Annotated in this window: 21 protein-coding genes; 12 read left to right on the top strand and 9 right to left on the bottom strand. The window is 56.1% G+C overall.

The features are described from left to right. The first annotated feature begins 6 nt into the window (after positions 1 to 6). The 4 genes from astD (at position 7) to HALA3H3_RS15480 (ending at position 3,585) form a co-directional block, all read left to right on the top strand. On the top strand, positions 7 to 1,479 hold the full coding sequence (gene astD / locus HALA3H3_RS15465; RefSeq protein ID WP_022522496.1) for a succinylglutamate-semialdehyde dehydrogenase: 1,473 nt from the start codon (positions 7 to 9) through the stop codon (positions 1,477 to 1,479). Next, positions 1,476 to 2,843 carry an N-succinylarginine dihydrolase gene (gene astB / locus HALA3H3_RS15470; RefSeq protein ID WP_022522497.1) on the top strand — a complete coding sequence of 456 codons (1,368 nt, stop codon included), beginning with the start codon at positions 1,476 to 1,478 and terminating at the stop codon, positions 2,841 to 2,843. The genes astD and astB overlap by 4 nt, the downstream gene beginning before the upstream one ends. A gap of 236 nt (positions 2,844 to 3,079) precedes the next feature. After that, positions 3,080 to 3,292, top strand: a complete 213-nt coding sequence (locus HALA3H3_RS15475; protein ID WP_053857213.1) for an addiction module protein — start codon at positions 3,080 to 3,082, stop codon at positions 3,290 to 3,292. Beyond that, positions 3,289 to 3,585, top strand: coding sequence for a type II toxin-antitoxin system RelE/ParE family toxin (locus HALA3H3_RS15480; protein WP_022522499.1), 297 nt, complete (start codon positions 3,289 to 3,291; stop codon positions 3,583 to 3,585). The genes HALA3H3_RS15475 and HALA3H3_RS15480 overlap by 4 nt, the downstream gene beginning before the upstream one ends. Before the next feature lie 130 nt (positions 3,586 to 3,715). Here HALA3H3_RS15480 and HALA3H3_RS15485 read toward each other — a convergent pair whose 3' ends face one another. The 3 genes from HALA3H3_RS15485 to HALA3H3_RS15495 are packed head-to-tail and all read right to left on the bottom strand — an operon-like array spanning position 3,716 to position 8,795. Further along, positions 3,716 to 4,216 (bottom strand): acetone carboxylase subunit gamma, encoded by a 501-nt coding sequence (locus HALA3H3_RS15485; RefSeq protein WP_022522500.1) that lies wholly within the window; start codon positions 4,214 to 4,216, stop codon positions 3,716 to 3,718. Positions 4,217 to 4,257: 41 nt separating this feature from the next. Continuing rightward, the gene (locus HALA3H3_RS15490; protein WP_022522501.1) at positions 4,258 to 6,585 is read right to left on the bottom strand and encodes a hydantoinase B/oxoprolinase family protein; all 2,328 of its coding nucleotides are present in this window, start codon (positions 6,583 to 6,585) and stop codon (positions 4,258 to 4,260) included. A gap of 56 nt (positions 6,586 to 6,641) precedes the next feature. Further along, positions 6,642 to 8,795 carry a hydantoinase/oxoprolinase family protein gene (locus HALA3H3_RS15495; protein ID WP_022522502.1) on the bottom strand — a complete coding sequence of 718 codons (2,154 nt, stop codon included), beginning with the start codon at positions 8,793 to 8,795 and terminating at the stop codon, positions 6,642 to 6,644. Between the two features lie 455 nt (positions 8,796 to 9,250). On the opposite strand from HALA3H3_RS15495, the gene HALA3H3_RS15500 reads away from it, so the two are divergent. The 4 genes from HALA3H3_RS15500 to HALA3H3_RS15515 all read left to right on the top strand — a co-directional run bounded on the left by HALA3H3_RS15500 (position 9,251) and on the right by HALA3H3_RS15515 (position 13,300). Beyond that, positions 9,251 to 11,164 (top strand): sigma-54-dependent Fis family transcriptional regulator, encoded by a 1,914-nt coding sequence (locus tag HALA3H3_RS15500; protein WP_022522503.1) that lies wholly within the window; start codon positions 9,251 to 9,253, stop codon positions 11,162 to 11,164. A 127-nt stretch (positions 11,165 to 11,291) separates the two neighbouring features. Next, positions 11,292 to 12,245, top strand: coding sequence for an alpha/beta fold hydrolase (locus HALA3H3_RS15505; protein ID WP_022522504.1), 954 nt, complete (start codon positions 11,292 to 11,294; stop codon positions 12,243 to 12,245). 100 nt (positions 12,246 to 12,345) lie between these two features. Continuing rightward, positions 12,346 to 12,852 carry a 2-thiouracil desulfurase family protein gene (locus HALA3H3_RS15510; RefSeq protein ID WP_082116865.1) on the top strand — a complete coding sequence of 169 codons (507 nt, stop codon included), beginning with the start codon at positions 12,346 to 12,348 and terminating at the stop codon, positions 12,850 to 12,852. A 22-nt stretch (positions 12,853 to 12,874) separates the two neighbouring features. Then, positions 12,875 to 13,300, top strand: a complete 426-nt coding sequence (locus HALA3H3_RS15515) for a GNAT family N-acetyltransferase (RefSeq protein WP_022522506.1) — start codon at positions 12,875 to 12,877, stop codon at positions 13,298 to 13,300. A 128-nt stretch (positions 13,301 to 13,428) separates the two neighbouring features. On the opposite strand, the gene HALA3H3_RS15520 is transcribed toward HALA3H3_RS15515, so the two are convergent. The 3 genes from HALA3H3_RS15520 to HALA3H3_RS27420 form a co-directional block, all read right to left on the bottom strand. Next, positions 13,429 to 14,067: an NAD(P)-dependent oxidoreductase gene (locus tag HALA3H3_RS15520; protein ID WP_022522507.1), complete on the bottom strand. Its 639-nt coding sequence runs from the start codon at positions 14,065 to 14,067 to the stop codon at positions 13,429 to 13,431. 164 nt (positions 14,068 to 14,231) lie between these two features. After that, complete coding sequence (locus HALA3H3_RS27415; protein WP_022522508.1) at positions 14,232 to 14,831, bottom strand: hypothetical protein; 600 nt, start codon at positions 14,829 to 14,831, stop codon at positions 14,232 to 14,234. Then, on the bottom strand, positions 14,822 to 15,157 hold the full coding sequence (locus HALA3H3_RS27420) for a hypothetical protein (protein WP_022522509.1): 336 nt from the start codon (positions 15,155 to 15,157) through the stop codon (positions 14,822 to 14,824). The genes HALA3H3_RS27415 and HALA3H3_RS27420 overlap by 10 nt, the downstream gene beginning before the upstream one ends. Positions 15,158 to 15,254: 97 nt before the next feature. Between HALA3H3_RS27420 and HALA3H3_RS15530 the strand changes: the two genes are divergently transcribed. Beyond that, on the top strand, positions 15,255 to 15,743 hold the full coding sequence (locus HALA3H3_RS15530) for a MarR family winged helix-turn-helix transcriptional regulator (protein WP_022522510.1): 489 nt from the start codon (positions 15,255 to 15,257) through the stop codon (positions 15,741 to 15,743). A 19-nt stretch (positions 15,744 to 15,762) separates the two neighbouring features. Here HALA3H3_RS15530 and HALA3H3_RS27660 read toward each other — a convergent pair whose 3' ends face one another. Next, on the bottom strand, positions 15,763 to 15,921 hold the full coding sequence (locus tag HALA3H3_RS27660) for a helix-turn-helix domain-containing protein (protein WP_082116866.1): 159 nt from the start codon (positions 15,919 to 15,921) through the stop codon (positions 15,763 to 15,765). 88 nt (positions 15,922 to 16,009) lie between these two features. Between HALA3H3_RS27660 and HALA3H3_RS15535 the strand changes: the two genes are divergently transcribed. Continuing rightward, entirely contained in the window at positions 16,010 to 16,765 is a 756-nt protein-coding gene (locus tag HALA3H3_RS15535) for an NAD(P)H-dependent oxidoreductase (RefSeq protein ID WP_022522511.1), read from the top strand. 57 nt (positions 16,766 to 16,822) lie between these two features. Next, positions 16,823 to 17,500 carry a 5,6-dimethylbenzimidazole synthase gene (gene bluB / locus HALA3H3_RS15540; RefSeq protein WP_009288193.1) on the top strand — a complete coding sequence of 226 codons (678 nt, stop codon included), beginning with the start codon at positions 16,823 to 16,825 and terminating at the stop codon, positions 17,498 to 17,500. Between the two features lie 8 nt (positions 17,501 to 17,508). Here bluB and HALA3H3_RS15545 read toward each other — a convergent pair whose 3' ends face one another. Further along, a complete protein-coding gene (locus HALA3H3_RS15545) occupies positions 17,509 to 19,029 on the bottom strand; it encodes a sensor domain-containing diguanylate cyclase (RefSeq protein ID WP_022522512.1) in 1,521 nt (506 codons plus the stop codon). 117 nt (positions 19,030 to 19,146) lie between these two features. Continuing rightward, complete coding sequence (locus HALA3H3_RS15550) at positions 19,147 to 20,130, bottom strand: helix-turn-helix transcriptional regulator (protein ID WP_022522513.1); 984 nt, start codon at positions 20,128 to 20,130, stop codon at positions 19,147 to 19,149. Positions 20,131 to 20,278: 148 nt separating this feature from the next. Between HALA3H3_RS15550 and HALA3H3_RS15555 the strand changes: the two genes are divergently transcribed. After that, on the top strand, positions 20,279 to 20,914 hold the full coding sequence (locus tag HALA3H3_RS15555; protein ID WP_022522514.1) for a glutathione S-transferase family protein: 636 nt from the start codon (positions 20,279 to 20,281) through the stop codon (positions 20,912 to 20,914). Positions 20,915 to 21,007: the final 93 nt, after the last annotated feature.

Here is a 21,007-nt window from a genome sequence, read left to right on the forward strand (position 1 = left end):
AGTTTTATGCACGCCCAACAGCAGCAACTGATCAATGGCGCCTGGGTTGCAGGCGACGCCGAGCCGTTGAGCAAGCTCGACCCCGTTTCTGGCAAGTCGCTATGGCAAGCAGCGACGGCTAGCTCAGAACAGGTCACGGCCGCTGTGAAAGCCGCCCGCGGTGCCTTTCCCGGCTGGGCGCGCACACCCTTTGCCGAGCGCCAGGCGCTTGTCGAGCGATTTGCCGAGGTGCTAAAAACACGTGGTGAAGACCTGGCCGTGGCGATTGCCTCTGAAACCGGTAAACCGCTCTGGGAAGCGCGCACCGAAGCGGGTGCCATGGTGGGTAAGGTGGCGCTTTCGGTTAAGGCGTATAACGAGCGCACCAGTGAACGGGAAAAAGCGGTGGGCAGTGCAAACGCTGTGCTGCGCCATCGTCCTCATGGCGTGATGGCGGTGTTTGGCCCTTACAACTTCCCTGGCCACCTGCCCAACGGCCATATGGTGCCGGCGCTATTGGCGGGTAACTGTGTGGTCTTCAAGCCCAGCGACCAAACTCCATTTACCGCGGATTTGACCCTGCAGTGCTGGCTAGAGGCCGGGCTTCCGGCAGGCGTCATTAACCTGGTGCAGGGCGGTGTGCCGGTAGGCCAGGCGCTGGTAGGTAACCCCGATATTGATGGCCTGCTGTTTACCGGTAGCGCCAAAGTGGGCGGTATGTTGCACCAACAGTTTGCCGGACAACTGGATAAAATTCTGGCGCTGGAACTAGGCGGCAATAACCCCCTGGTAGTGAAGGATATCGACGACGAGCGTGCCGCGGTATTGACCATTCTGCAGTCGGCGTACCTCTCCGGCGGCCAGCGCTGCACCTGCGCGCGGCGCTTAATGGTGCCGGAGGGTGCAGTAGGCGATCGCTTGATCGATGCGCTTTCAGAGGCGATTACCAAGCTACACGTGGCGGGGCAGTTCGAGGAAAATCCTGCGCCGTTCTATGGCGGTTTGGTCAGCGTAGCGGCGGCGGACGGCCTGCTCAAGGCTCAAGATGAGCTGGAGGCCATGGGGGGCATAGTGATCAATCGCATGCAGCGCCTGAAAGAGAACACCAGCCTGTTAAGTCCCGCGCTGATTGATGTGACCGGACTTGCCGTGCCGGATGAGGAGCATTTCGGCCCGCTGCTGAAAATCCACCGCTATCGCGATTGGGATGAAGCGCTACAGCTTGCCAACAATACCCGTTACGGGCTTTCTGCCGGGCTGATTGGGGGCGAACAAGCCGATTGGGATGACTTCCTGCTGCGTATTCGTGCCGGAATCGTCAACTGGAACCGCCAAACCACCGGTGCCTCCGGCGATGCACCTTTTGGTGGTGTGGGTGACAGCGGCAACCACCGTCCCAGCGCGTTTTATGCGGCGGACTACTGCGCCTACCCGGTGGCCTCCATGGAAGCCGACAGCCTGGAGATGCCCGAGACCCTGCCGCCGGGAGTGAGCCTATGAGTGCCGCCGACATCAGCAGCGCCAGGGAAGTCAATTTTGATGGCTTAGTCGGCCCAACCCATAACTACTCCGGGCTGGCGGTAGGTAATGTGGCGTCTATGAGCCACGGCGGCCTGGTCTCCAACCCCAAAGAGGGCGCGTTGCAGGGTCTTCTCAAGATGAAGTCGTTGATGGACGCGGGCTATGCCCAAGGGGTGCTGCCACCCCAGCAGCGCCCCGATATTGGCGCACTGCGTGATTTAGGCTTTAGCGGCAGCAATAGCGACGTTCTGGCCCGCGCCGCCAAAGAGGCCCCTCAACTACTGCGAGCAGTCTGCTCGGCGTCCAGTATGTGGACGGCTAACGCGGGCACGATGACGCCCAGCATGGATGTACCGGATAGTCGGGTACATTTCACGCCAGCGAATCTACAGTCCAGCTTTCACCGCTATTTAGAACCGCAAACCACCGGTCACGTGCTGCAGGCAATTTTCCGCGACGAACAGCACTTCGCCCACCACCCGGTGCTGCCTGCAACGCCTGCCTTTTCTGACGAAGGGGCGGCTAATCACACCCGTTTATGTGGTGAGTACGGCGAGCCGGGCGTTCACCTGTTCGTATATGGCCGCCAAACGTTTGGTGACGTGCATAGCGGCGATCGCGAACCCCAGCGCTACCCCGCCCGGCAAACCCTGGAAGCCAGCCAGGCGGTGGCCCGCCAGCACGGGTTAACACAGGAGCAGACGGTATTTGCCCAGCAGCACCCGGATGCTATCGACGCGGGCGTCTTCCATAACGATGTCATTGCAGTGGGCAACGGCCCTGTGCTGCTCTACCACGAAATGGCCTTTCTGGACGAAGAGGGCACCCTGGATGCGCTGCGTGCTAAAATGAGTACGCCACTTATTCCGGTGCGGGTGCCCCTTGAGGCAGTGAGCCTGGAAGATGCGGTAGCCTCGTACCTGTTCAACTCGCAGCTGCTCTCCAATCCGGATGGCACCATGACGCTTGTGGTCCCCGGCGAATGCCAGGAGCGCGAAGCAGTATGGAACACCATCCAAAATCACCTGCTAGCAGGCAATAACCCCATCAGCGAAGTGATCGTTAAAGACGTTAAGCAGAGCATGCGCAACGGCGGCGGCCCCGCTTGCCTGCGCCTGCGCGTGGTTCTTTCCGAGGCAGAGCGAGCAGCGCTAACCGGCCGCGTGCTGCTCACTGATGCGCTTTACGATGACCTCACCGCCTGGGTGGAGCGCCACTACCGCGACCGCCTCGCCCCGGATGATTTGGCCGACCCGCAGCTGGCAGAAGAGTCCCTCACCGCGCTGGATGAACTGACGCAGTTGTTAAAGATCGGGCCGGTTTACCCGTTTCAGTTGGGGTAGGGGATTCGTTAAGTAGTAAAATAAAACACCAAGGCCATGCCTTGGTGTTAATCGTATAGGGGGGGAGCCGATACATCGCTCGAAGATAAACGCTAAAGGACGGTAGTCGCTGTAATAGCCTGCTATATTGGCTTCTATCCATTCATTGCGTTCAAGATGGGGCCATGAAATGTGGCAATCGCAATGGTTATATTTGGGGAGCGATTTCGGATAATATCGAACTTTATGAGGTGGCTATGAACACATCGACATTACATGATCTTCCAGTGGAGCAGCGCCTTCACTTGGTCGAAGAACTCTGGGACAGTATCGCGGCCGACCAAAGTGCGCTTCCCCTCTCTGAGGCGCAGCGGCATGAACTAGATCGCCGCTTGGAGGCTTACGAACTCGACCGTGATCCGGGCCGCCCCGCAGAAGATGTTGTCGCAGACATTCGCAAGCGGTTATGAGCCATCGTGTCTATATTCGTCCTGAAGCTGAGCAAGATATTGAAGATGCAGCAGCTTGGTATACCCAGCAAAGACCTGGATTGGGGCAGGCGTTCCTTGATGAAGTTGTTAAATCCTTTGAGCAAATCGCCGAGGAGCCAAGACTTTATCCAATTGTGCACCGGGACACGCGCCGTGCACTTATTAACCGTTTTCCTTTCGGCGTGTTCTACCGTATCGAACCAGATTTTATTGTCATAGTGGCAGTCATGCACGGTAGCCGTGACCCTCAACGTTGGAAGCAGCGAACATAACGAGGCGCTGCCGTTGACTACTCAAAGGGCTGACATGGGCCTTACGCCATGTCAGCCCCTCCTGGTGTCGAATCGAAGGTTACCGCTTCAACGGTCTTCGGCGATCCGTTTCAGCGGTCCATGCGCGGGTCTATGCTCGCTCCGGCACAGGTAACCCCACCCACTGCTCGTAGAAAGCTTCGATATCCGGCTCGAAGTCGTGGATCACCGGGTACCACTCGGTGGGGGCCTCGACGTCGAGCAGGTCGCCGCTCAGCGGGCAGTAGTACTCGCGGATGGTTTGCCAACCGGCGCTGGGCGCCATCAGCTTCGGGTAGACCTCGTCGAGCGCCTCCTGGGTATCGCGCACATGGACGACGGCGTGCAGTTTCCAGTTCTCGCGATAGTCGCAGAACACATGGCCAGCCTCGGACTTGACCACCCAGTGGTGGGTGTCTTTTTCCTGCACGATGTACAGCTTGGGGCCTAGCGGCAGGATAATGTGATCCTCCCAGGGCACGCGTTCCTGCAGGATGGCGCGGTAGGTTTCGAAGCGTTCTGGATCCTTCGGGGTCGACTGCATCCGGTGTAGCGTATCGCGGTCGATGGTGCCGTCGACGAGATCGGCGATCTTGTTGCGTGGGTAAGACATCTTGAACTCCTTACGGAATGGTGGTGGCGGACTCGGCCGGTTTACTCCTCGACGAACTGCACGGTATGTACATCCGGCAGCTCGGAGAGGTCCATGTGGTAGCGTGAGCCGTAGTGGGGGATACCGATCTCCTCCTCGTTCAGTTCCCACTCGTCCGGCAATTCCCAGAACGCCTTGAAGTCGGCGTAGAAACGTGGTCCCAGCTTGAACGAGGCGGCAAACATCTGCTGGACTTGGGTCGAGGCCCGTTTGTCGATGATTTTCTGCCGCTCATGGGCCATCCACTCGCGGGTCGGCACGGCGCGTTCCAGTCGCTGCTTGCGGATCTCCTGGCGGCGGGCGGTGGTGGCCGCCTCGTCCAGGGTGTAGAAACCGTCGCTGTTTTCCCTGACGACCACGCCGTAGATGGAATCGGCGAAGCGTGGCAATACGTAGCCGCCCTCGAGATCGGCAACCACGCTGTGTGGGTCGCGATCCAGCGGATCGCCGAAACCGGGGCCACCCTTCATGGTGTTGAGGTAGAGGTCGTAGTCCTTGTACATCTCCTCGGTGGTGATCGCCTGCTTGTCGCGCTTGATCTTGGCATCGGGAATCAGGCTTTCGTAGACGGGATTGCCCGGGTCGATGTCGCCGCCGAGCGGGATCGGCTTGCCCTCGGCAATCAGTTGCTCGAGGTTGGTGTCATGGGCGGCGAAGCGGTAGCCGGAGGCGGCCGGATAGCCCCCCATCAGGCCCCAGTCGGAGCTGATGTGGCCGTTGCCCATGAAGAACATGCTCCAATCCTTGGCGTTCCATACCAGGCGCAGGCTCTCCCAGCCGCAGCCGCCGCGATACTTGCCGGAACCACCGGAGCTGGCCTTGATCTGACGGCCGAGATAGATCAGCGGCTCGGCCAGTTCCCAGATCTCCATGTCGCCCATGTCGCCTTCGGGGTTCCAGATCGCCGCGGCATGGCTGAGGCCATCGGCGTAGGCCGAGGCGCCGATGCCATTGGCCGCGCATTCGAAGCTGTTGACCGCATGGATCTCGTCGTACTGGTTGAAGCCGCCGCCCTGCAGCCAGTTGGAGGTGTTGGCATTGCCGGCATTGACCTCCTCGAGATAGCCGCGTCCGAAGTAGGAGCGGGAGAGACCGCGCCACAGTGCCGTCCAACTGGACACCAGGAAGTGCCAGGAGTAGGAAAACGCCACGCGGCGGTCGTCCGGATTCATCCAGGTGCCCTTGGGCAGCCGGAATTCGGTGCCGTAGGCGGCCCCATCGTTGATCATCTCCGACGGTATCAGGGTCTGGGTCATCATCACCCAGATACCCGAGGTGAAGCTGACCTGATGGGCGTTGTAGGTATGCCAGCCCCAGCGGCTGGCACCCTCGAAATCGAGCTTCCAGGTGCCGTCCGGGCGGATGGTCATCTCCGATGGCGCGTGCATGATGGTATCGACCTTGGCGAAGTCCGAGGGCACGCGTACGTCCTCGTGATCGTAGGGCACGTCGACGAAGCCCACCTGCCGATACTTGCCGGGAATGGTCATCGCCTTGATGCGATTCTGGAGGCCGATCCGACCATGTTCGACGGCCTCGTAGGCGAACTTCCAGTAGGCATCGATCCCTTCCTCGGCGATCACGTCCTCGACCAGCTGGCGAATCATGTGACAGCCGGCGACCCGGGTGCGCTCGTCGAGCATCCAGTAGCGTGTGGTGCGCACCATGCGCTGACTCTCGTGCAGCCAGTCGCGGAACAGCGTGTCGTCGGCACCGACCTTGCGGCAGGTGATGGAGTAGCCATCGCCGAAGCGCTGCACCTGGCCGGTGGCCATCGAGCCCGGCCCGACGGCGCCCGTGTCGATGACGTGGGTGACGCCGCCGACCCAGCCGATCAGTTCCCCCTGGTGAAAGATGGGCACGATGGTATGAATATCGCAGGGGTGGACGTTACCGATCAGCGAATCGTTGTTGCAGAAGATGTCCTTGTCGTTGACGCCCGGATTGCTCTCCCAGTCGTTCTCGATCATGTACTTGATCGCGGCGCCCATGGTGCCGACGTGGATGATGATGCCGGTAGAGGTGAGGATGGAGTCGCCTGCAGCGTTGTAGAGGGTGAAACAGAGTTCGCCCTCCTGCTCGACGATCGGCGAGGCGGCAATGCGCTTGGCCGTCTCGCGCGCATCGACGACGCCGGCGCGCAGACGGGAGAACAGCTTGTTGTAGAGAATGGGGTGCTTGTCGCGCAGTTCCAGGGTCTCGAGGCCGGCGTAGTGCCGTGACTGCCGGGTGTCGGCCATGATCCGGTCGCGGTGTGCCTTGAGGGTTTCACCGCCGCGGACGATGCCCTGGGTTTGGTTCGTTGTCTTGACGTGTTCTGGCTGGTTCATGAGGGTACTCCTTCGATGACATTCTTCGATCACATTGTTATGGAGTTCGCGCGGGATCAGGTCTGGGTGAGATGGAACAGACGGTGCTCGTCGAGGAACGTCTCGAAGCCTTCGGGCACGATGAAGGTCGTGGCGTCGGATTCGATGACGGCCGGCCCGGCGATGCGATTGCCAGGGTTGAGTGCTTCCATCAGGTAGAGTTGCGCGTCGACCCAGCGCTGTTTGCGGTAGAAGCGACGCGTTCCCAGGAAGGCACCGTCATCCGGTGTCTCGCTGCCGAGCGCTTCCTTGGGGATGCGGGGTTTGGTCGTCGGCACGCTGCCGCGCATGATCGCGCCGGTGACCGAGTAGCCCAGTTCCGGTGAGCGCGCCGAGGCGGCGTAGACCCGGCCGTAGGTGTCGTTGAAGGCCTGCTCCAGCGCCAGCCAGTCGGCTTCGCTGTCGACCTTGTCCAGCGGTGCGTCGATCTCGAGGTCGTTGAGCTGGCCGCGATACTGCATGCGGTAGCCGGGCTGCAGGGTGACCTGGTCCGGCGTGTAGCCGTTGAGCTTGAACTCCTCGAGCACGTTCTGGGTCAGCTCGTCCCAGGCTTGCTGCAGAGTCCTCGAGGCGGCTTCGCGCTGCTCGGCGGGCGCGTCGCAGGCCAGGTTGATGTCCAGGCTCTTGTCATAGCGATACTCGAAATCTGCCGCGGCACAGCCGAAGGCCGAGAACCCGGCGGCCCAGGCCGGTACGATCACGTCCTCGAAACCCAGCCCCTCGGTATAGCCGTAGGTGTGAACCGGGCCGGCGCCGCCGTAGGAGAAGCAAACGAAACTGCCGGGACTGTAGCCCTTGCCGGAGATCATTGCGCGCAGGTAGTCGCGCAGCTCGCTGTCGAGCAGTTCGATCACCCCGGCGGCGGCATCCTCCACCGACAATCCCAGCGGGTCGGCCAACTGCTGCTTGATGGCGTCGTGGGAGCGCTGACGGTCGAGCTTGATGGCGCCACCGAGGAAGTTGTCGGGATTCAGGTAGCCGAGCACCAGGTGGCAGTCGGAGATGGTAATGGTGTCGATGCCGCTGTCGGCCCAGCACACGCCCACCCGATAACCGGCCGAATCCGGTCCCAGCTTGATCGACTTGGTGTAGGGATCCAGGTGGATGAAACTGCCGGCGCCGGCACCGACCGAGTCCATCGCCACCAACGGCAGTGACAGCACCAGTCGCGCCATGTCCGGATCGTTCTTGATGGTCAGCTCGCCCTGGGTGATCAGCGCCATGTCGAACGACGTGCCGCCGATGTCCGAGCAGGCGATATTCTTGTAGCCCAGCACCTCGCCCAGGTACTTGGCGCCGATGACGCCACCGATGGGGCCGGAGACGATGGTGCGTGCCAGCTCCTTGGCTTTCCAGGCGATGGTGCCGCCATGGGTGGCCATGACCCGGAAATCGAACTTGGTGCCGTGCTCCTTGAAGGCGGTGGATATCTTCTGCAACGTCTTTCGCGACGGCTCGGCGGCATAACCCTCGAGAATCGTGGTATTGGTGCGATGGCTCTCCTTGCGTACCGGGTAGTAGTCGGTGGAGGCGAACACCGGGATCTGTTTGCCGCTTCTGGCAACCTCCTCCAGCACGATGTCCCGCACCCGGCGTTCGTGGGTGGCATTCTTGTAGGAGTGCAGGAGACTGATGACGATGCCTTCGACATCGCTGTCGATCAGCTCCCGGGCCGCCTGCCGCGCTCCCTCCTCGCGTAGCGGGATGACCACGCTACCGAACATGTCGACGCGTTCGATCACTCCCCGGGTGAGTCGGCGGGGCACCAGCGGTTCGTCGTAGTAGTGGGTATTGAGATGGATCCGGTCCTCGTAGGCGAAGCCCAGGTAGGCCTGAATGCCGCGGCCCATGCGGTGGAAATCCTCCATGCCGGCATTGACGATGAGGCCACATTTCAGCCCCTTGCGCTGGACGACGCGGTTGAGCATGGCAGTTCCTGAATAGACGCCCGTCTTCAACTGCGGCAGCGCCTGGTCCAGCGGCAGGTTCCAGTTGGCCAGGCCGTCCTCGCTCGAGGCGATCAGGCCGAGGGCTTCGTTCTCCGGAGTGCTTTGGGCCTTGCCGACGACGAACTCGCCTTCGGCATCGACAAAGAAGGTGTCCGTCATGGTACCGCCGGCATCGATGCCGAGGACCTGGACGTTGCGTTGTGGGGCTGTAGCTTCGGGCATGCGACTACTCCTCATTGTTGTTGTACGAATCCGTTCGAGTATCCGAACGAACGTCACAACATAAGGGGCATGAAGTGTGCCAACTTGACGATCAGAAGCTAGCGCGATGATTTTATTGGATACCTAAGCGTAGGACGTGCTGGTTATGAAAACAGAGTGTACGGGATCTGGACACCTGACCGTTCGGAAGTCGTACGGTCAACCCTTGTCGGCGTTTGCGCTAGACTCAATGAACGCAGCCGGTCAGATTGGTGGTGTTGCTTTTTACGCCGAAGGTCTAGTTGCGCTTGGCGTAACCGCATGTCTAGCTTCAACCAAAAAAGATTTCTACCTTCGGAGGGAGGAGTTATCAAGGCACTCAATCGTGGACTGGCGTGGCGACGGGCCAGCCACTCGCCGTGCCTCCGCTGTCCTCCTTCGTTGGACATGCGGCTGCTGTACCACAGGAGAATGGCATGATCGATAACAAAAACATTCAGCAAGCCTGGGACACTTTTCAGCAATATGGCGTTGCATCCACGCCTATCAGTCCACCCGTCTTGGCGTCATGGCAGCGTAGTCTGCAACACGGTATCGATGTCGAACGCAATGCCACAACCTTGCTCAAGGAGGGCGAGCTCCATCGTCTCAAGCTTCAGCACTCACCATTTCTATATGCTTCGCGCTTGGCCATCAGGGAAGGGCAGGAGCGTCTCAACGATACCCAATCGATGATCATTCTCGCCGACCCCCAGGGCGTGATTCTCGAAACCGCGGGAGATCCGCGTGCCATCGATGCGGGGCAGGACATCAGGTTGCAGAACGGTGGGCGCTGGGATGAAGCCAGTATCGGCACCAATGCCATCGGCACGGCGATCATGCTGAATGCCCCCGTGCAGATCCATGCGGTCGAGCACTTTTGCAACGAAGTCAAAAAGTGGACCTGCGCCGCTGCGCCCGTAACCGATCCTCGCGATCAGCGACTACTGGGTGTTGTCGATATTTCCGGGCCTGCTGACACCTTCTACCCCCAGAGTCTCGCTCATGCCATCGCCATCGCCCGCCAGGTGGAAGCGCTGCTGGCCCATGAAATGGAGGTCGAGCACGAAGGGGTGCTGCACTACTTTCTGGCCAAGCGCTTTTCAGGGCTGAATGACACATCGATCGCGCTCTCGCACAGCGGGAAAGTGCTCTACGCCACCAGTCGTGCCCTGCAAGAGTTGCGTCGTCGCTGCCCCCGTTTGCTGGACAGCCAGCGTGGCAGGCTGGACGTTGGGCAAGAGGTTATCGGGGATACGCTGACCGGTTTTATTGAATCCATCGAGGGACTGATCCCCGGGGCGCGTTGCGAACCCGTGGTGGATCGGAAACTGCTCGGCTATATCCTTATCCTGCCCAGTGTTTCTCAACCCACCCATCCATCGCGCTTCACCGCGCCTCAACGGCTTACCGGCTTTGACGATATCATCGGTGAGAGTCGCGTCATGCGCGACACCTGTGCGACCGCACAAAAGATGGCGCAAAGTGGTGCCCCCATCCTGATTGAGGGGGAGACGGGGGTGGGCAAGGAGCTGTTTGCGCGCGCGGTTCACGGCGAAGCGCAGCGCGCGGGGGCGTTTGTGCCGATCAACTGTGGGGCGATGCCTCGTGAGTTGATCGCCAGTGAGCTGTTTGGTCACGAGAAGGGGGCCTTTACCGGAGCCGATCGTTCGGTGGCTGGCAAGATCGAGATGGCCAATGGGGGCACCCTGTGTCTCGACGAAATTGGTGAGCTTCCGCTCGATATGCAGCCGTATCTGCTACGGGTGCTGGAGGATGGCATCGTCTACCGTATCGGCAGCCACCAAGAAAAGCATGTTAATATCAGCTTGGTATCGATGACCAACCGCCACTTGGCCAAGGAAGTGGAAAAGGTGGGCTTTCGCCAGGATCTGTTTTACCGTATCGCGACGCTGCGCTTGAGGATTCCCCCGCTGCGTGAGCGGGGCGACGATGTGCTGTTGATCGCTGAGGCGCTATGCAGAGCACTTGCTGTGCAGCGGGGCTGCGCGCCCCTGTCGCTGTCGAACGAGGTTCAGGACTGCCTGCGTCGTTACCATTGGCCGGGAAATGTACGCGAACTACGCAATGTGCTGGAAATGGCGCTGCTGATGGCCTCGGGGTCTCGTATCGAAATTCATGACCTACCCGAAGACGTTCGTATGGGTAAGGAGGCACTTCCCGTTACTGGTGTGGGATATTCTTCACCTTCTGATCTCAGGACATCGGAAGAATTTCTCATCAAAGAAGCCATAGCGCGTCAAGGCGGTAACCTAACCCAAGCGGCAAAGCAACTCGGCATTGCCCGATCAACGCTCTATAGCCGGTTGGCCAAAGCGGCGCAACGGTAACGGTAGTCGGTTTGGTTAAACGAAGCCAAACTGACCATACTCGCTTGATAATTGGGACACCTTATTTTCCGTCTTGAACGTGTTCTGACCGCCAGCATGCACTGGTTTATGTGCTCAGGAAATGTCTATGCAACAACGTATGTTGATCTTCGCTATGGGAGTATTGTTAGCAATGTCTACAGAAACAAGCGCTAACGGTTTAGATTTTGAGGCGTTGGTTTCTGAGCAAGGCGCAGTGAGCCAATTACCATCACTACTGCGCTTTGACGCTCGCGATGGAACAGCACTGTCGTATCGGCATTATCCCAGTGATTCGCCCACTGCACTTGTTCTTCTTCATGGATCAGGAACGGATAGCAAATATTTGGCCACTTTTGCCCAGGCGTTAGCTGATGCAGGCGCTGCTGCTGTGTATACGCCTGATGTGCGCGGCCATGGGCCTTCTCCGCAACGGCGTGGCGATATCGATTATATCAATCAGCTTGAGGATGATCTGGCTGATTTTATTTATCATATAAAAGCGGAAAACTCAGCAATATCCAGCATAGTGGTGGGAGGCCATTCATCAGGCGGAGGACTTGCGATACGTTTTGCGGGTGGGGAGTACGGACATCTTGCCTCTGCATACCTATTGCTGGCGCCCTATCTGGGGCACGATGCCCCTACCGTGCGTAATAACTCAGGGGGATGGGCCGAGCCGAGTGTGGCTAAAATTATTGCGCTATCTCTTCTCAACAGGCTGGGCGTGACAAGTTTGAACGGCTCGACCGTGCTGCGGTTTAATTTACCGGCTGAGTACCGCAATGGCTCGGAGACACTGGCTTACTCTTATCGCCTGATGACGGGGTTTAATCCTTCTAACTACCGAGATGATCTTCGTTCTATAAACGTGCCTAGCCTTATCCTGACCGGTGCCGCGGATGAGGCCTTTTTCGCCGATCGCTTTGAGTCGACCGTTCGACCGCATGTCCCAGACGCCGCAGTCGTCACCGTTCCAGACACCTCGCACTTGGGACTCTTAGTGAGTGAAGATGGCATTGAGGCAGCTTGTCATTGGCTTCAAACGTTTGGCAAGTTTTAGTCGAGTATACTTTTGAAAGTAGTTAAAGTTTGATGATTGATAGGAAGAACTCGCTCAGTTAGGGGATATTTTAAGCATCAGTTTTACGTTAACCACCCTACTGGAGATTGGTGATTTGAGAAAAATATTAATAAGCGCCTGCCTGTTGGGTAAAAAGGTTCGCTATGATGGTGGTGCTCTTTCCGTGGATGATCAGATCGTTGAGCGATGGCGTTCGGAAGGACGAATTGTTTCTGTCTGCCCTGAAGTTGAGGCGGGAATGAGTATTCCCAGGCCGCCCGCGGAGATTTTCAAGGGCAGTGGTAAGGGCGTTTTAAACGGTGAGGTCGATGTTATCGAAAACGATGGGGGCAAGGTGACCAATGAATTTTTAGCAGGTGCCTCTATCGCTTTGAACCTGTGCCGTAAATTCGATATCGATATCGCAGTGCTTGCTGAGTTCAGTCCTTCATGCGGAAGCACCGCTATTTATGACGGCAGTTTCTCTGGTAAAAAAGTACCGGGTATGGGAGTAACAGCCGCACTGCTCCGGGAACATGGTGTGCACGTGTTTAGTCAGTATGAAATAGCCCGAGCTAATACTGCACTTCTAGCTACAAGTTCGTGAAAGCAGTACTAGGATTCGAGATATGACGCCTATTATTCGGTTTACTAACGACAAGGCGTTCGCGGAAAAATTAATTCGCCAAAATATGTCTGCTTACTACGAACAGTTGGATATGCGCTGGAATACAGCCCTGTTTGATAAACAATGGGATGAGTTAGACAGTTACGAATTAGTTATTAACGCTAGCCCAGTAGGGTTGTTATGCATAAATCACGATGAAGCCGCTTACTATATTCGAGAGCTACAAATTGAGCAGAAGTGGCAACGTCAAGGCTTAGGCACAACGGCTATTCGCTACACGGAGGAAACTGCCCAACAGTCGGGCATCCGCTTACTTCGGCTGCGTGTGTTTTGTATCAACCCAGCAATAGCGCTATACGAGCGTATGGGGTTTCGCGTGCGTAAAACCGAGGGCGGGACTCACTATATGGAGCGGAGCATACTCTAACCCGTTCAATTAATGGGGCTTTACTGTTAAGTACTACCAGAGATTGCGCCGGTGCTGCTGCTGGAACCTACCGACGCTCGCTTTACTTTTTTAGGTTGGATGGCGGGGTAGTTTGCCGATTTTTTGTATTAATAACCTACCGTAAAGGCTTTCTGAATATTCTGGGGCGTCTCTGCTTCATCAAGCATCGCTACCGCGAAATCCTCCATTGAAATGCGAGATTCTCCGTTATTGTCCATGACGAGGGTATCGGTGCCAAGACGATATCGTCCCGTACGCTCTCCAGGCATGAGCATGGCGGCAGGGGAGAAATAAGTCCACGCTGTGCGGGTTTCACCCAAGCAGAGTTCATACTGAGCTTGGCATGCCTTGGCAATTTCTAGCGCAGAGGCAGGAAGGAAATCGGGGGCTGTTAATACCGTATCACCGGCGCGCCCGGGGATTAGCAATCGTGCGGCTCCGCCTACCAAGAGCACTCGCTGAATCGGGAGGGCACTCGCCATTAGAGAGCGGGTTAGCGCTACCAGCGTCGCTTCTTTTCCATCGGGTGGGCGAACGGCGCTGATCAGCACGTCTTGTCCTTGAATAACATGAGCTAGCTGGTGTGAGTCCGCTATATCCGCGACACAGCGGCTGGCTTCAGCGGGCAGTTTGTTAAGCTGACTCTCTGTTCTCACCACGCCGGTTACGTTATGACCACGTGCTAATGCTTCATTCATAATGCGTTTGCCAACGTCGCCAGCAGCACCAAATATTGCAATCTTCATGATATATCTCTCTTGGATTAATTAGGAAACCTCTGATTAACTATTGCGATTGACCATACGGCGTTAAAAATCGCCTCAAAATGCTCATTTACAACCCGTAAACTCCGCTTTTCGTTGATTTTTGCCTTGTCTGGTCTTCGCTCATTACGTTAATCAGAGGCTCCTTAGTTAAGTTGTTTGGCTTTGCCAATGTTGAGCAGGGTAATTCCGGCTCCAATTAATAGGGTGCCAAGCAGTAAGCCTTCGGGAGCGGTTTCTCCTTGCAGCAATATGGCGACCGGAACGCCGACCACGGCGCCGACGGAACCCAATAGGCTCAGAAACACCGGGCCGCCGCTTTTCTGTAGCAGGAAGAGCAGTAAGAACTGGCCTGCGAAGACCATCGCCTGGAGTGCAATCAGCAAGAACGGCAGGGGACGTTCTGTCGGAACGTTCAGTGAGAAGCCAGGCAGAAACCCCACGCTGAGGAGAATGATGGCCGCTGCGATAAGCATCCCCGGCGCCAACGCATCACTGGATACGCCTTCTGGCCAGCGTAAGGTTCGGTAGAGGTTGCCGATAGCCAGCAGAACGGGACCAATTAAAGCGAGGAGAATCCAGAGGTAATTGGCATCCGGCGCCGAAAGCTTATGGAAGGCCAGGGTGACGGCCCCCGCCAGGGCTGATATAACCCCCGCCGCACGCAACAACTGAAACCGCTCCATTTTTAACGCTAATGCGCCGAAGTAGGTGAGTAGCGGTGGCAGAGTGATGATTAATGCCACGAACCCCGCACCCACATGGGGGATAGCTGAGAAAAAAGCAGGTTGGCACCCGCTACGCCCAGCAGACCTGAAATAGCGTAATACTCAACGGTGCGAACGTTAACCGGCGGCAGATTGCCGCGGAAGGCCGCGAGAACCAATAGAATAAGCGCCGCTCCTGAAATTGACCAAAACAGAAAAGCGAGCGCCGGTAGCTGAATGTCACCGGCAAGTTTTGCCAAATTAGTCGATAGACCCAGCAAGGCGCCGCCGGATAACAGATACACCAGTGGGGCAAGCCAAGCTCTTTTGCGTGAGTGTGTGCGGGTAGTGCTTAATGATGTCATTCGCGTAGTTCTCATTGGTACCGTTTCGAAAATGTCTTGATATCAAGATATGTGTGATTAATCTTGACGTCAAGATAATTAAGCGCAAAATACGCTCATGGATCATGTAGACAACATTCTCAAACAGTGGCGGCAGGAGCGGCCTGACCTCGATGTAGCGCCGATGGCTACCATCGGGCGGGTCAAACGGCTTAACCACGCTTTAATACGCGTGATGGAGAAGACCTGGGCGAAATACGGTCTGACCGACGCGAGCTTTGACGTTCTGGCAACTCTTCGCCGTGAGGGAGCGCCCTACGCGCTATCACCTGGGGATTTGATGGCATCCACCATGGTGACTTCAGGCACCATGACTCACCGCATCAATCAACTGGAAAAGGCGGGTTTGATCAAGCGGGTCAAAAACCCCGACGATGGTCGTGGTTTTCTCATCTCTCTTTCCCAGCGTGGATTCGAGTTAATCGATGAAGCCGTTGCTGCTCATGTGGAAACCCAGGCGCAGCTGGTAAGCGGCTTGACTGAAGATCAACGAGCGCAACTCGATGAGCTGCTTAAACAGTTCTTGGCGGGATTGGAGCAGGAGTGATGTGTGTCGCAGTGGCAACTTAGCCACTATTGAGAAGAGTCACGCCTAGACTTTGTTCCATCTCGCTTAAACACCTGAAGACGTTGTCATGGCTGATACGCAGCGCTTGGCTGGCGCTGGATAGCGACCCCACCTCTGCAATCGCTAGCTCGTCCCACCTTATTTGCTGTTCATTCATGCAAACTGAGTTGTCATTTTTCGCGAATGTTTGAGCGTATTTGAACAGGCTAGTCTGTCGTTGAACCAATCAATAGGGGAAGCGAAGAATGAATGTGTTGATCGTCTTGGCTCATCCTGAACGCAAGTCGTTTAATGGCGGCCTAGTGGATGAGGCGGTAGAACAGCTGGTGGGCGAGGGGCATACAGTGGAAGTGGATGATCTCTATGCTGAGCAGTTTGATCCGGTGGAGCGCCCTGAGCAATATCCGCATAGCGCCGTGGCGTCGGACTACTTCTATCCCCTCAATGAGCAGCGGGCTCACTACGAGAAAAACACATTACCGCAGGATGTCCAGCGGGAGTTGGCGCGGTTGGAGTGGGCTGACTTGGTGATCTTCCAGTTTCCCTTATGGTGGCACGCCCAGCCTGCCATTTTGAAAGGCTGGTTTGATCGGGTGTTGGTGTATGGCGGGCGCTATACCAGCCGCATGCGTTACGACAGAGGCTACTATCGCGGTAGGAAGGCGATGCTATCAGTCACCACGGGCTCACCGGAGAAAGCATTTCAGCCTTTTGGCCGAGCTGGCAATATGGTGCACTGGCTGTGGCCCATACACGCATCGTTGTACTACGTTGGCTTTGACGTGCTGGCGCCTCAGGTGAGCTACGGCATTCAGGGCGGCGGTATTCGTTACCAAGAGGAAGCTGACATCATTGGTCACCTAGAGGTCTGCAAAGCGGCTTGGGTAGATCGTCTGAGAAACTTGGACAGCGAACTGCCCATCCCCTTTACCGGATGGGATGACTGGGACGAAGATGGCGTTTTACGCCAAACAAACCCGCTGAGATGGCGGCTAGGCTGAGCTCGTGTAGACTCTTACTGTCTATAAAACAGATCAGCAAAAGGCCCAATCAGCGCCATGACCACCTCGAACCACCGTTTTTCCGATGCTGAGCGCCGTGGGCTCTACCGCGCCATACACGAGCGGCGCGATGTGCGCTCGCAATTTCTGCCCGACAGAATACCTCCTGATGTACTGGCCCGCCTTTTGGAGGCCGCGCATCATGCGCCTTCAGTGGGATTTATGCAGCCCTGGGATTTCATCGTGATTGAAAGTCGCAGCGTCAGAGAAGCAGTGCTGGCGATGTTCGAGCAGGAGAATCAGAAGGCCGCCGAACGCTTTGAAGGCGAGCGTCAAGCGCATTATCGCAGCCTTAAGCTGCAAGGTATTATGGAGAGCCCGCTTAATCTCTGTATTACCTGTGACCGAAGCCGGGGCGGCCCTCACGTGCTGGGGCGCAATAGTATGGTGGATACCGATCTTTTCAGCACTTGTCTCGCTGTACAGAATCTCTGGTTGGCTGCGCGGGTAGAAGGTATTGGCGTTGGTTGGGTGAGCATTCTCGACCAAGAGCAGCTGAGCAAGGCGCTGAATCTGCCTGACCACGTTTACCCCTTGGCGTATCTCTGCCTTGGCTATGTTAGCGAGTTTTTAGACCAACCAGAGCTTGAAGCTAAAGGCTGGCGCTCTCGCTTGCCATTAAGTGAACTAGTACATGGCGATCAGTGGGGGCAGCCGCTTGCCAGTGGTTTGTGAGGAAGTTTTTATAAGGGGGGCCAGCTCGCTGTGCCCAAGTCATCTACTCTTTGCTTGCGGCGCTGGTTCTTGTCTTCGTACATGCGCTGGTCTGCCAGAGCAAATACCTGTATGGCAGGCACTTCGCTGGAGCTGGCGAATCCCAAGCTCAAATGAAGCGTCAGTTCTTCACGTTCACCGCTAGCGGTGTCGATAATGCAACGCTGTTCAGGCAAATTGTCTCTGATCAAGTTGGCCATACGCTTGGCTGCCGTCAAGTCGGCAGAAGGAAATAGAATGACGAATTCATCGCCACCGCAGCGTGCAAGTATGTCGCTGTCCCTGCAGTGAAGTTGCAGGTACTTGGCAACGCTGGAAATCAGTTGATCGCCTGCAACATGACCATAATGGTCGTTCACTTCCTTAAGCTTGTCGACGTCCATCATCAATACAGCAAAATCCAGGCTCGGCGTCTGCGCCTTGCCTTGAATGCTCATTTGCAGCGCGGCTTCCAAGAAACCGCGGTTATAAAGGCCGGTGAGTCCGTCACGCTCAGCTGTTTTCTTCAATTCCAAATGTAGCAATTTATTTTCGGTAGCGGCCGCTAGTTGGTCGGCAAAGAGGGAAAGTATTTGCTCCAAGCCGTCTTCTTGGCTGGGAGCTTTCATGATCAGCCAGCCTTCGTACAAGCTTAGACGGCCTTCCATGGACATGACATATAGGTTCTCGCCTTCGTCTGTTTGTGGCCGTGTGTCCGGCTGTACTCTTTGCCTACGAACGCTGGCCAATAGATGCTTTAGACGCTGTTCATCCTTTGGGCTTAGTCCCGCAACAGCCGCGTAGCGTGTCACTTCACAACGTTGTCGTTCTTGTACAAAAACAGCAAAACCGTAGTCGGGGAAATGGGAGTGTAGGTGGTTTAATGAGTCATCTAGCAGGGTATGGATATTGGTCGCACGATTTGCCACCGTCCCGAGATCAAGCAGCGCGTGAAAGACTCGGTTCTGAAACTGAATCTCGCCAATGCTGCGGCCGATCTGACGATTCTGACTGTACGTTATGCGGCCTATGGTTAGAAAATAGATGACTGCCCCCGTCCATTGGTAGATGTCTAAATTGTTGCTCACATAGGGGCGAAACTTGAATCCCGTTAAGGCGCTTCCAATCAAGGCTGCGGTTGTGAAAAGTACGGCTGAAATAAGCATCTTCCGTACTCCGCCGACCACTAAATTGTTCATCAAACAGGCAAGCCCAATGGTGATGGTGGCTAAAACGTAAAAATCCAGCACGCTGCACCAAAAACCAAATAGCAGGCTGTCATAGAGGAGATTTCTGAACTCGGCACGCTTGGAGTTCTGGGCGCTTACAGCAAGCGCATAGGCAACACCGGGCCATAGCAGCAGCAAAATCCCGGGCAGAATAAGTGTCCAGCCGCTACCTTCTACCACGGCAATCCATACGGTGAGTCCGAAGGTATGGCAAAAGGCAAAAATTCGCGGGGCAATTGTCGCCAATGCAAGACGGTGTGCGCGCCTTGATGAATGTTGCATTTGTGAGTCTGTATTCAAAGTTATTTGATTAACAGACTAGCACTTAAGAGGCTAAGAAGCCTTATCCTTAAAATCAGGCGAATAGCGCCTTCGTTATCTCCCAGGTTTTAGACTGTTTCAGGGCGTATCTGTTGAATATGGTGAAGCGCTCTCACAACTTGCTAGTAAATGGTTGGCGTGTTCGCGAAGCGCCTCTTTGAGGCCGTCTGGTTTGAGGATGGTAAATTGAAATGGGAGCTGTGCCAGCCAATAGGCAAACCACTCGAAACTATCCGTGCGTGTATGGAGCAGTAGTCCACCTTCAACCTGTTCGAACTGACCTGTACAGAAAAATTGGTTCTCAAAGCCAGCGGACGCGGCATGATCAATGTGTAGCACCAGTGATACTTCATGAGTGGGGCCCCAGGACATGAGGCTTTCGCTCAAAAAATCGGCTGCATCAAAGCGGGTGGGGCGTATGAAGGTACCTGAGAGTAGGTGCACGCCGCTGATGCGATCTAACCGAAATGAGCGCATGGCTCCCCGCAGATGGCAAAAACCGACGGCATACCACCTACCTTGTTGGAAAACTAGCCCGTAAGGGTCGATCTGACGCTTAACTGGATCATGCTGCGGGGAGTGGTAGGTAAGCCCCACGGTTCGCATGGTCTCTGTGGCTTTAGTCAGCGTCTCAAGGGCGCGGTCATCACGGCTGGGTTCGCGCCGGGGTAAGATCACCTGAGTGGTCTCACTGATACCGCGAACACGGCTTTTTAAATTAGCTGGCATCACTCGCTCGAGCTTCGCTTGTACGCTGGCAATGGCGGGCGCTGCGTTTGTTAGTCCCAGCTGGCTAGCGGCCAATAAGCCTAACGAAACGGCGAATGTCTCTTCGTCGGTAAACATCATGGGTGGCAGCTTGAAGCCAGCCACCAATCGGTAGCCACCGTAGCGCCCTTGCTCGGTCACTATCGGCACGCCTATATCTTCCAGCGCCGTAATGTATCGCCGTATAGTGCGCCGATCCACGCCCAGGCGTTCGGCCAATTCAGCGCCGCCCATTTGGCCATTAGCTTGCAGCAACTCAAGCACCGCAAGTACGCGTGTTGTGGGGCCTGCCATTACTGCCTCCCTACTGAAGCCATCGTTAAAGTCTTGCAGAAAAATGCATTGTTGCTTTTATTTAGGGCGGATTCTCACCTATTAACAAACTAATCTGATCTGGCAGTACCTTGTGTCACCGGAAAATTGACTGAAAAAGGAGCCTAATATGTCAGAGCTAACGTTTTACACCCACCCTATGTCCCGCGGGCGCGTTGTGCGCTGGATGTTGGAAGAAATAGGCATAGACTACTCGGTAAAGGCGATGGAGTTCGATTCAGAGATGAAATCTGAGGACTACTTGGCCATAAACCCCATGGGCAAGGTGCCTGCCATCAAACATGGCAACACTGTTGTGACGGAAGTGGCGGCTATCTGCGCGTACCTGGCGGATCAGGTTCCGGATAAAAAGCTTTCACCACCCCCGCAATCTCCCGAACGTGGAGTTTATTATCGCTGGCTGTTTTTTATGGCGGGTCCGTTTGAAATGGCTACTAGTGCAAAGGCCTACAATTGGAAAATCGACAGCAGCAACGTACAGGCCGTTGGTTGTGGCCAAGTGGAAGACAGTATCAATACGCTTGAAAAAGTACTCAGTGAAAACGCTTATATTTGCGGCGATCAGTTTACTGCCGCAGATATATTGGTTAGCAGTTATCTCTGGTGGGAAACAATGCAGGAGAATATCCCACCAAAAGAGGTGTTTAAGCATTACATAGAGCGTATGGAAAGCAGGCCAGCAGCCAAGCGGGCCAATGAGTTGGACGATGAACTGGCTAAGAAAATGAAGCCTTTGTCCGTCTGATGGCTTAATTGCATTGCCGCTTTTGTATTAAGTTGGCAATTGCCTTCAAGGTAGATGAACCCTATCTGGTTGCAGTTTTTGCGATAGATAATA

Origin of the sequence: Halomonas sp. A3H3 (assembly GCF_000982975.1) — a bacterium.
In the GTDB taxonomy this organism is placed as follows: Bacteria; Pseudomonadota; Gammaproteobacteria; order Pseudomonadales; family Halomonadaceae; genus Vreelandella; species Vreelandella titanicae.

Excerpts from the sequence above, each read along its gene's own strand:
- astD (WP_022522496.1), top strand. The coding sequence starts at position 7 with ATGCACGCCCAACAGCAGCAACTGATCAATGGCGCCTGGGTTGCAGGC.
- HALA3H3_RS27660 (WP_082116866.1), bottom strand. The coding sequence starts at position 15,921 with ATGAATGAACAGCAAATAAGGTGGGACGAGCTAGCGATTGCAGAGGTG.
- HALA3H3_RS15495 (WP_022522502.1), bottom strand. The coding sequence starts at position 8,795 with ATGCCCGAAGCTACAGCCCCACAACGCAACGTCCAGGTCCTCGGCATC.
- HALA3H3_RS15480 (WP_022522499.1), top strand. The coding sequence starts at position 3,289 with ATGAGCCATCGTGTCTATATTCGTCCTGAAGCTGAGCAAGATATTGAA.
- HALA3H3_RS15475 (WP_053857213.1), top strand. The coding sequence starts at position 3,080 with ATGAACACATCGACATTACATGATCTTCCAGTGGAGCAGCGCCTTCAC.
- HALA3H3_RS15555 (WP_022522514.1), top strand. The coding sequence starts at position 20,279 with ATGTCAGAGCTAACGTTTTACACCCACCCTATGTCCCGCGGGCGCGTT.
- HALA3H3_RS15530 (WP_022522510.1), top strand. The coding sequence starts at position 15,255 with ATGGATCATGTAGACAACATTCTCAAACAGTGGCGGCAGGAGCGGCCT.
- HALA3H3_RS15485 (WP_022522500.1), bottom strand. The coding sequence starts at position 4,216 with ATGTCTTACCCACGCAACAAGATCGCCGATCTCGTCGACGGCACCATC.
- astB (WP_022522497.1), top strand. The coding sequence starts at position 1,476 with ATGAGTGCCGCCGACATCAGCAGCGCCAGGGAAGTCAATTTTGATGGC.
- HALA3H3_RS15490 (WP_022522501.1), bottom strand. The coding sequence starts at position 6,585 with ATGAACCAGCCAGAACACGTCAAGACAACGAACCAAACCCAGGGCATC.
- HALA3H3_RS15500 (WP_022522503.1), top strand. The coding sequence starts at position 9,251 with ATGATCGATAACAAAAACATTCAGCAAGCCTGGGACACTTTTCAGCAA.
- HALA3H3_RS15545 (WP_022522512.1), bottom strand. The coding sequence starts at position 19,029 with ATGCAACATTCATCAAGGCGCGCACACCGTCTTGCATTGGCGACAATT.
- HALA3H3_RS15535 (WP_022522511.1), top strand. The coding sequence starts at position 16,010 with ATGAATGTGTTGATCGTCTTGGCTCATCCTGAACGCAAGTCGTTTAAT.
- HALA3H3_RS15515 (WP_022522506.1), top strand. The coding sequence starts at position 12,875 with ATGACGCCTATTATTCGGTTTACTAACGACAAGGCGTTCGCGGAAAAA.
- bluB (WP_009288193.1), top strand. The coding sequence starts at position 16,823 with ATGACCACCTCGAACCACCGTTTTTCCGATGCTGAGCGCCGTGGGCTC.
- HALA3H3_RS15550 (WP_022522513.1), bottom strand. The coding sequence starts at position 20,130 with ATGGCAGGCCCCACAACACGCGTACTTGCGGTGCTTGAGTTGCTGCAA.
- HALA3H3_RS27420 (WP_022522509.1), bottom strand. The coding sequence starts at position 15,157 with ATGACATCATTAAGCACTACCCGCACACACTCACGCAAAAGAGCTTGG.
- HALA3H3_RS15520 (WP_022522507.1), bottom strand. The coding sequence starts at position 14,067 with ATGAAGATTGCAATATTTGGTGCTGCTGGCGACGTTGGCAAACGCATT.
- HALA3H3_RS15505 (WP_022522504.1), top strand. The coding sequence starts at position 11,292 with ATGCAACAACGTATGTTGATCTTCGCTATGGGAGTATTGTTAGCAATG.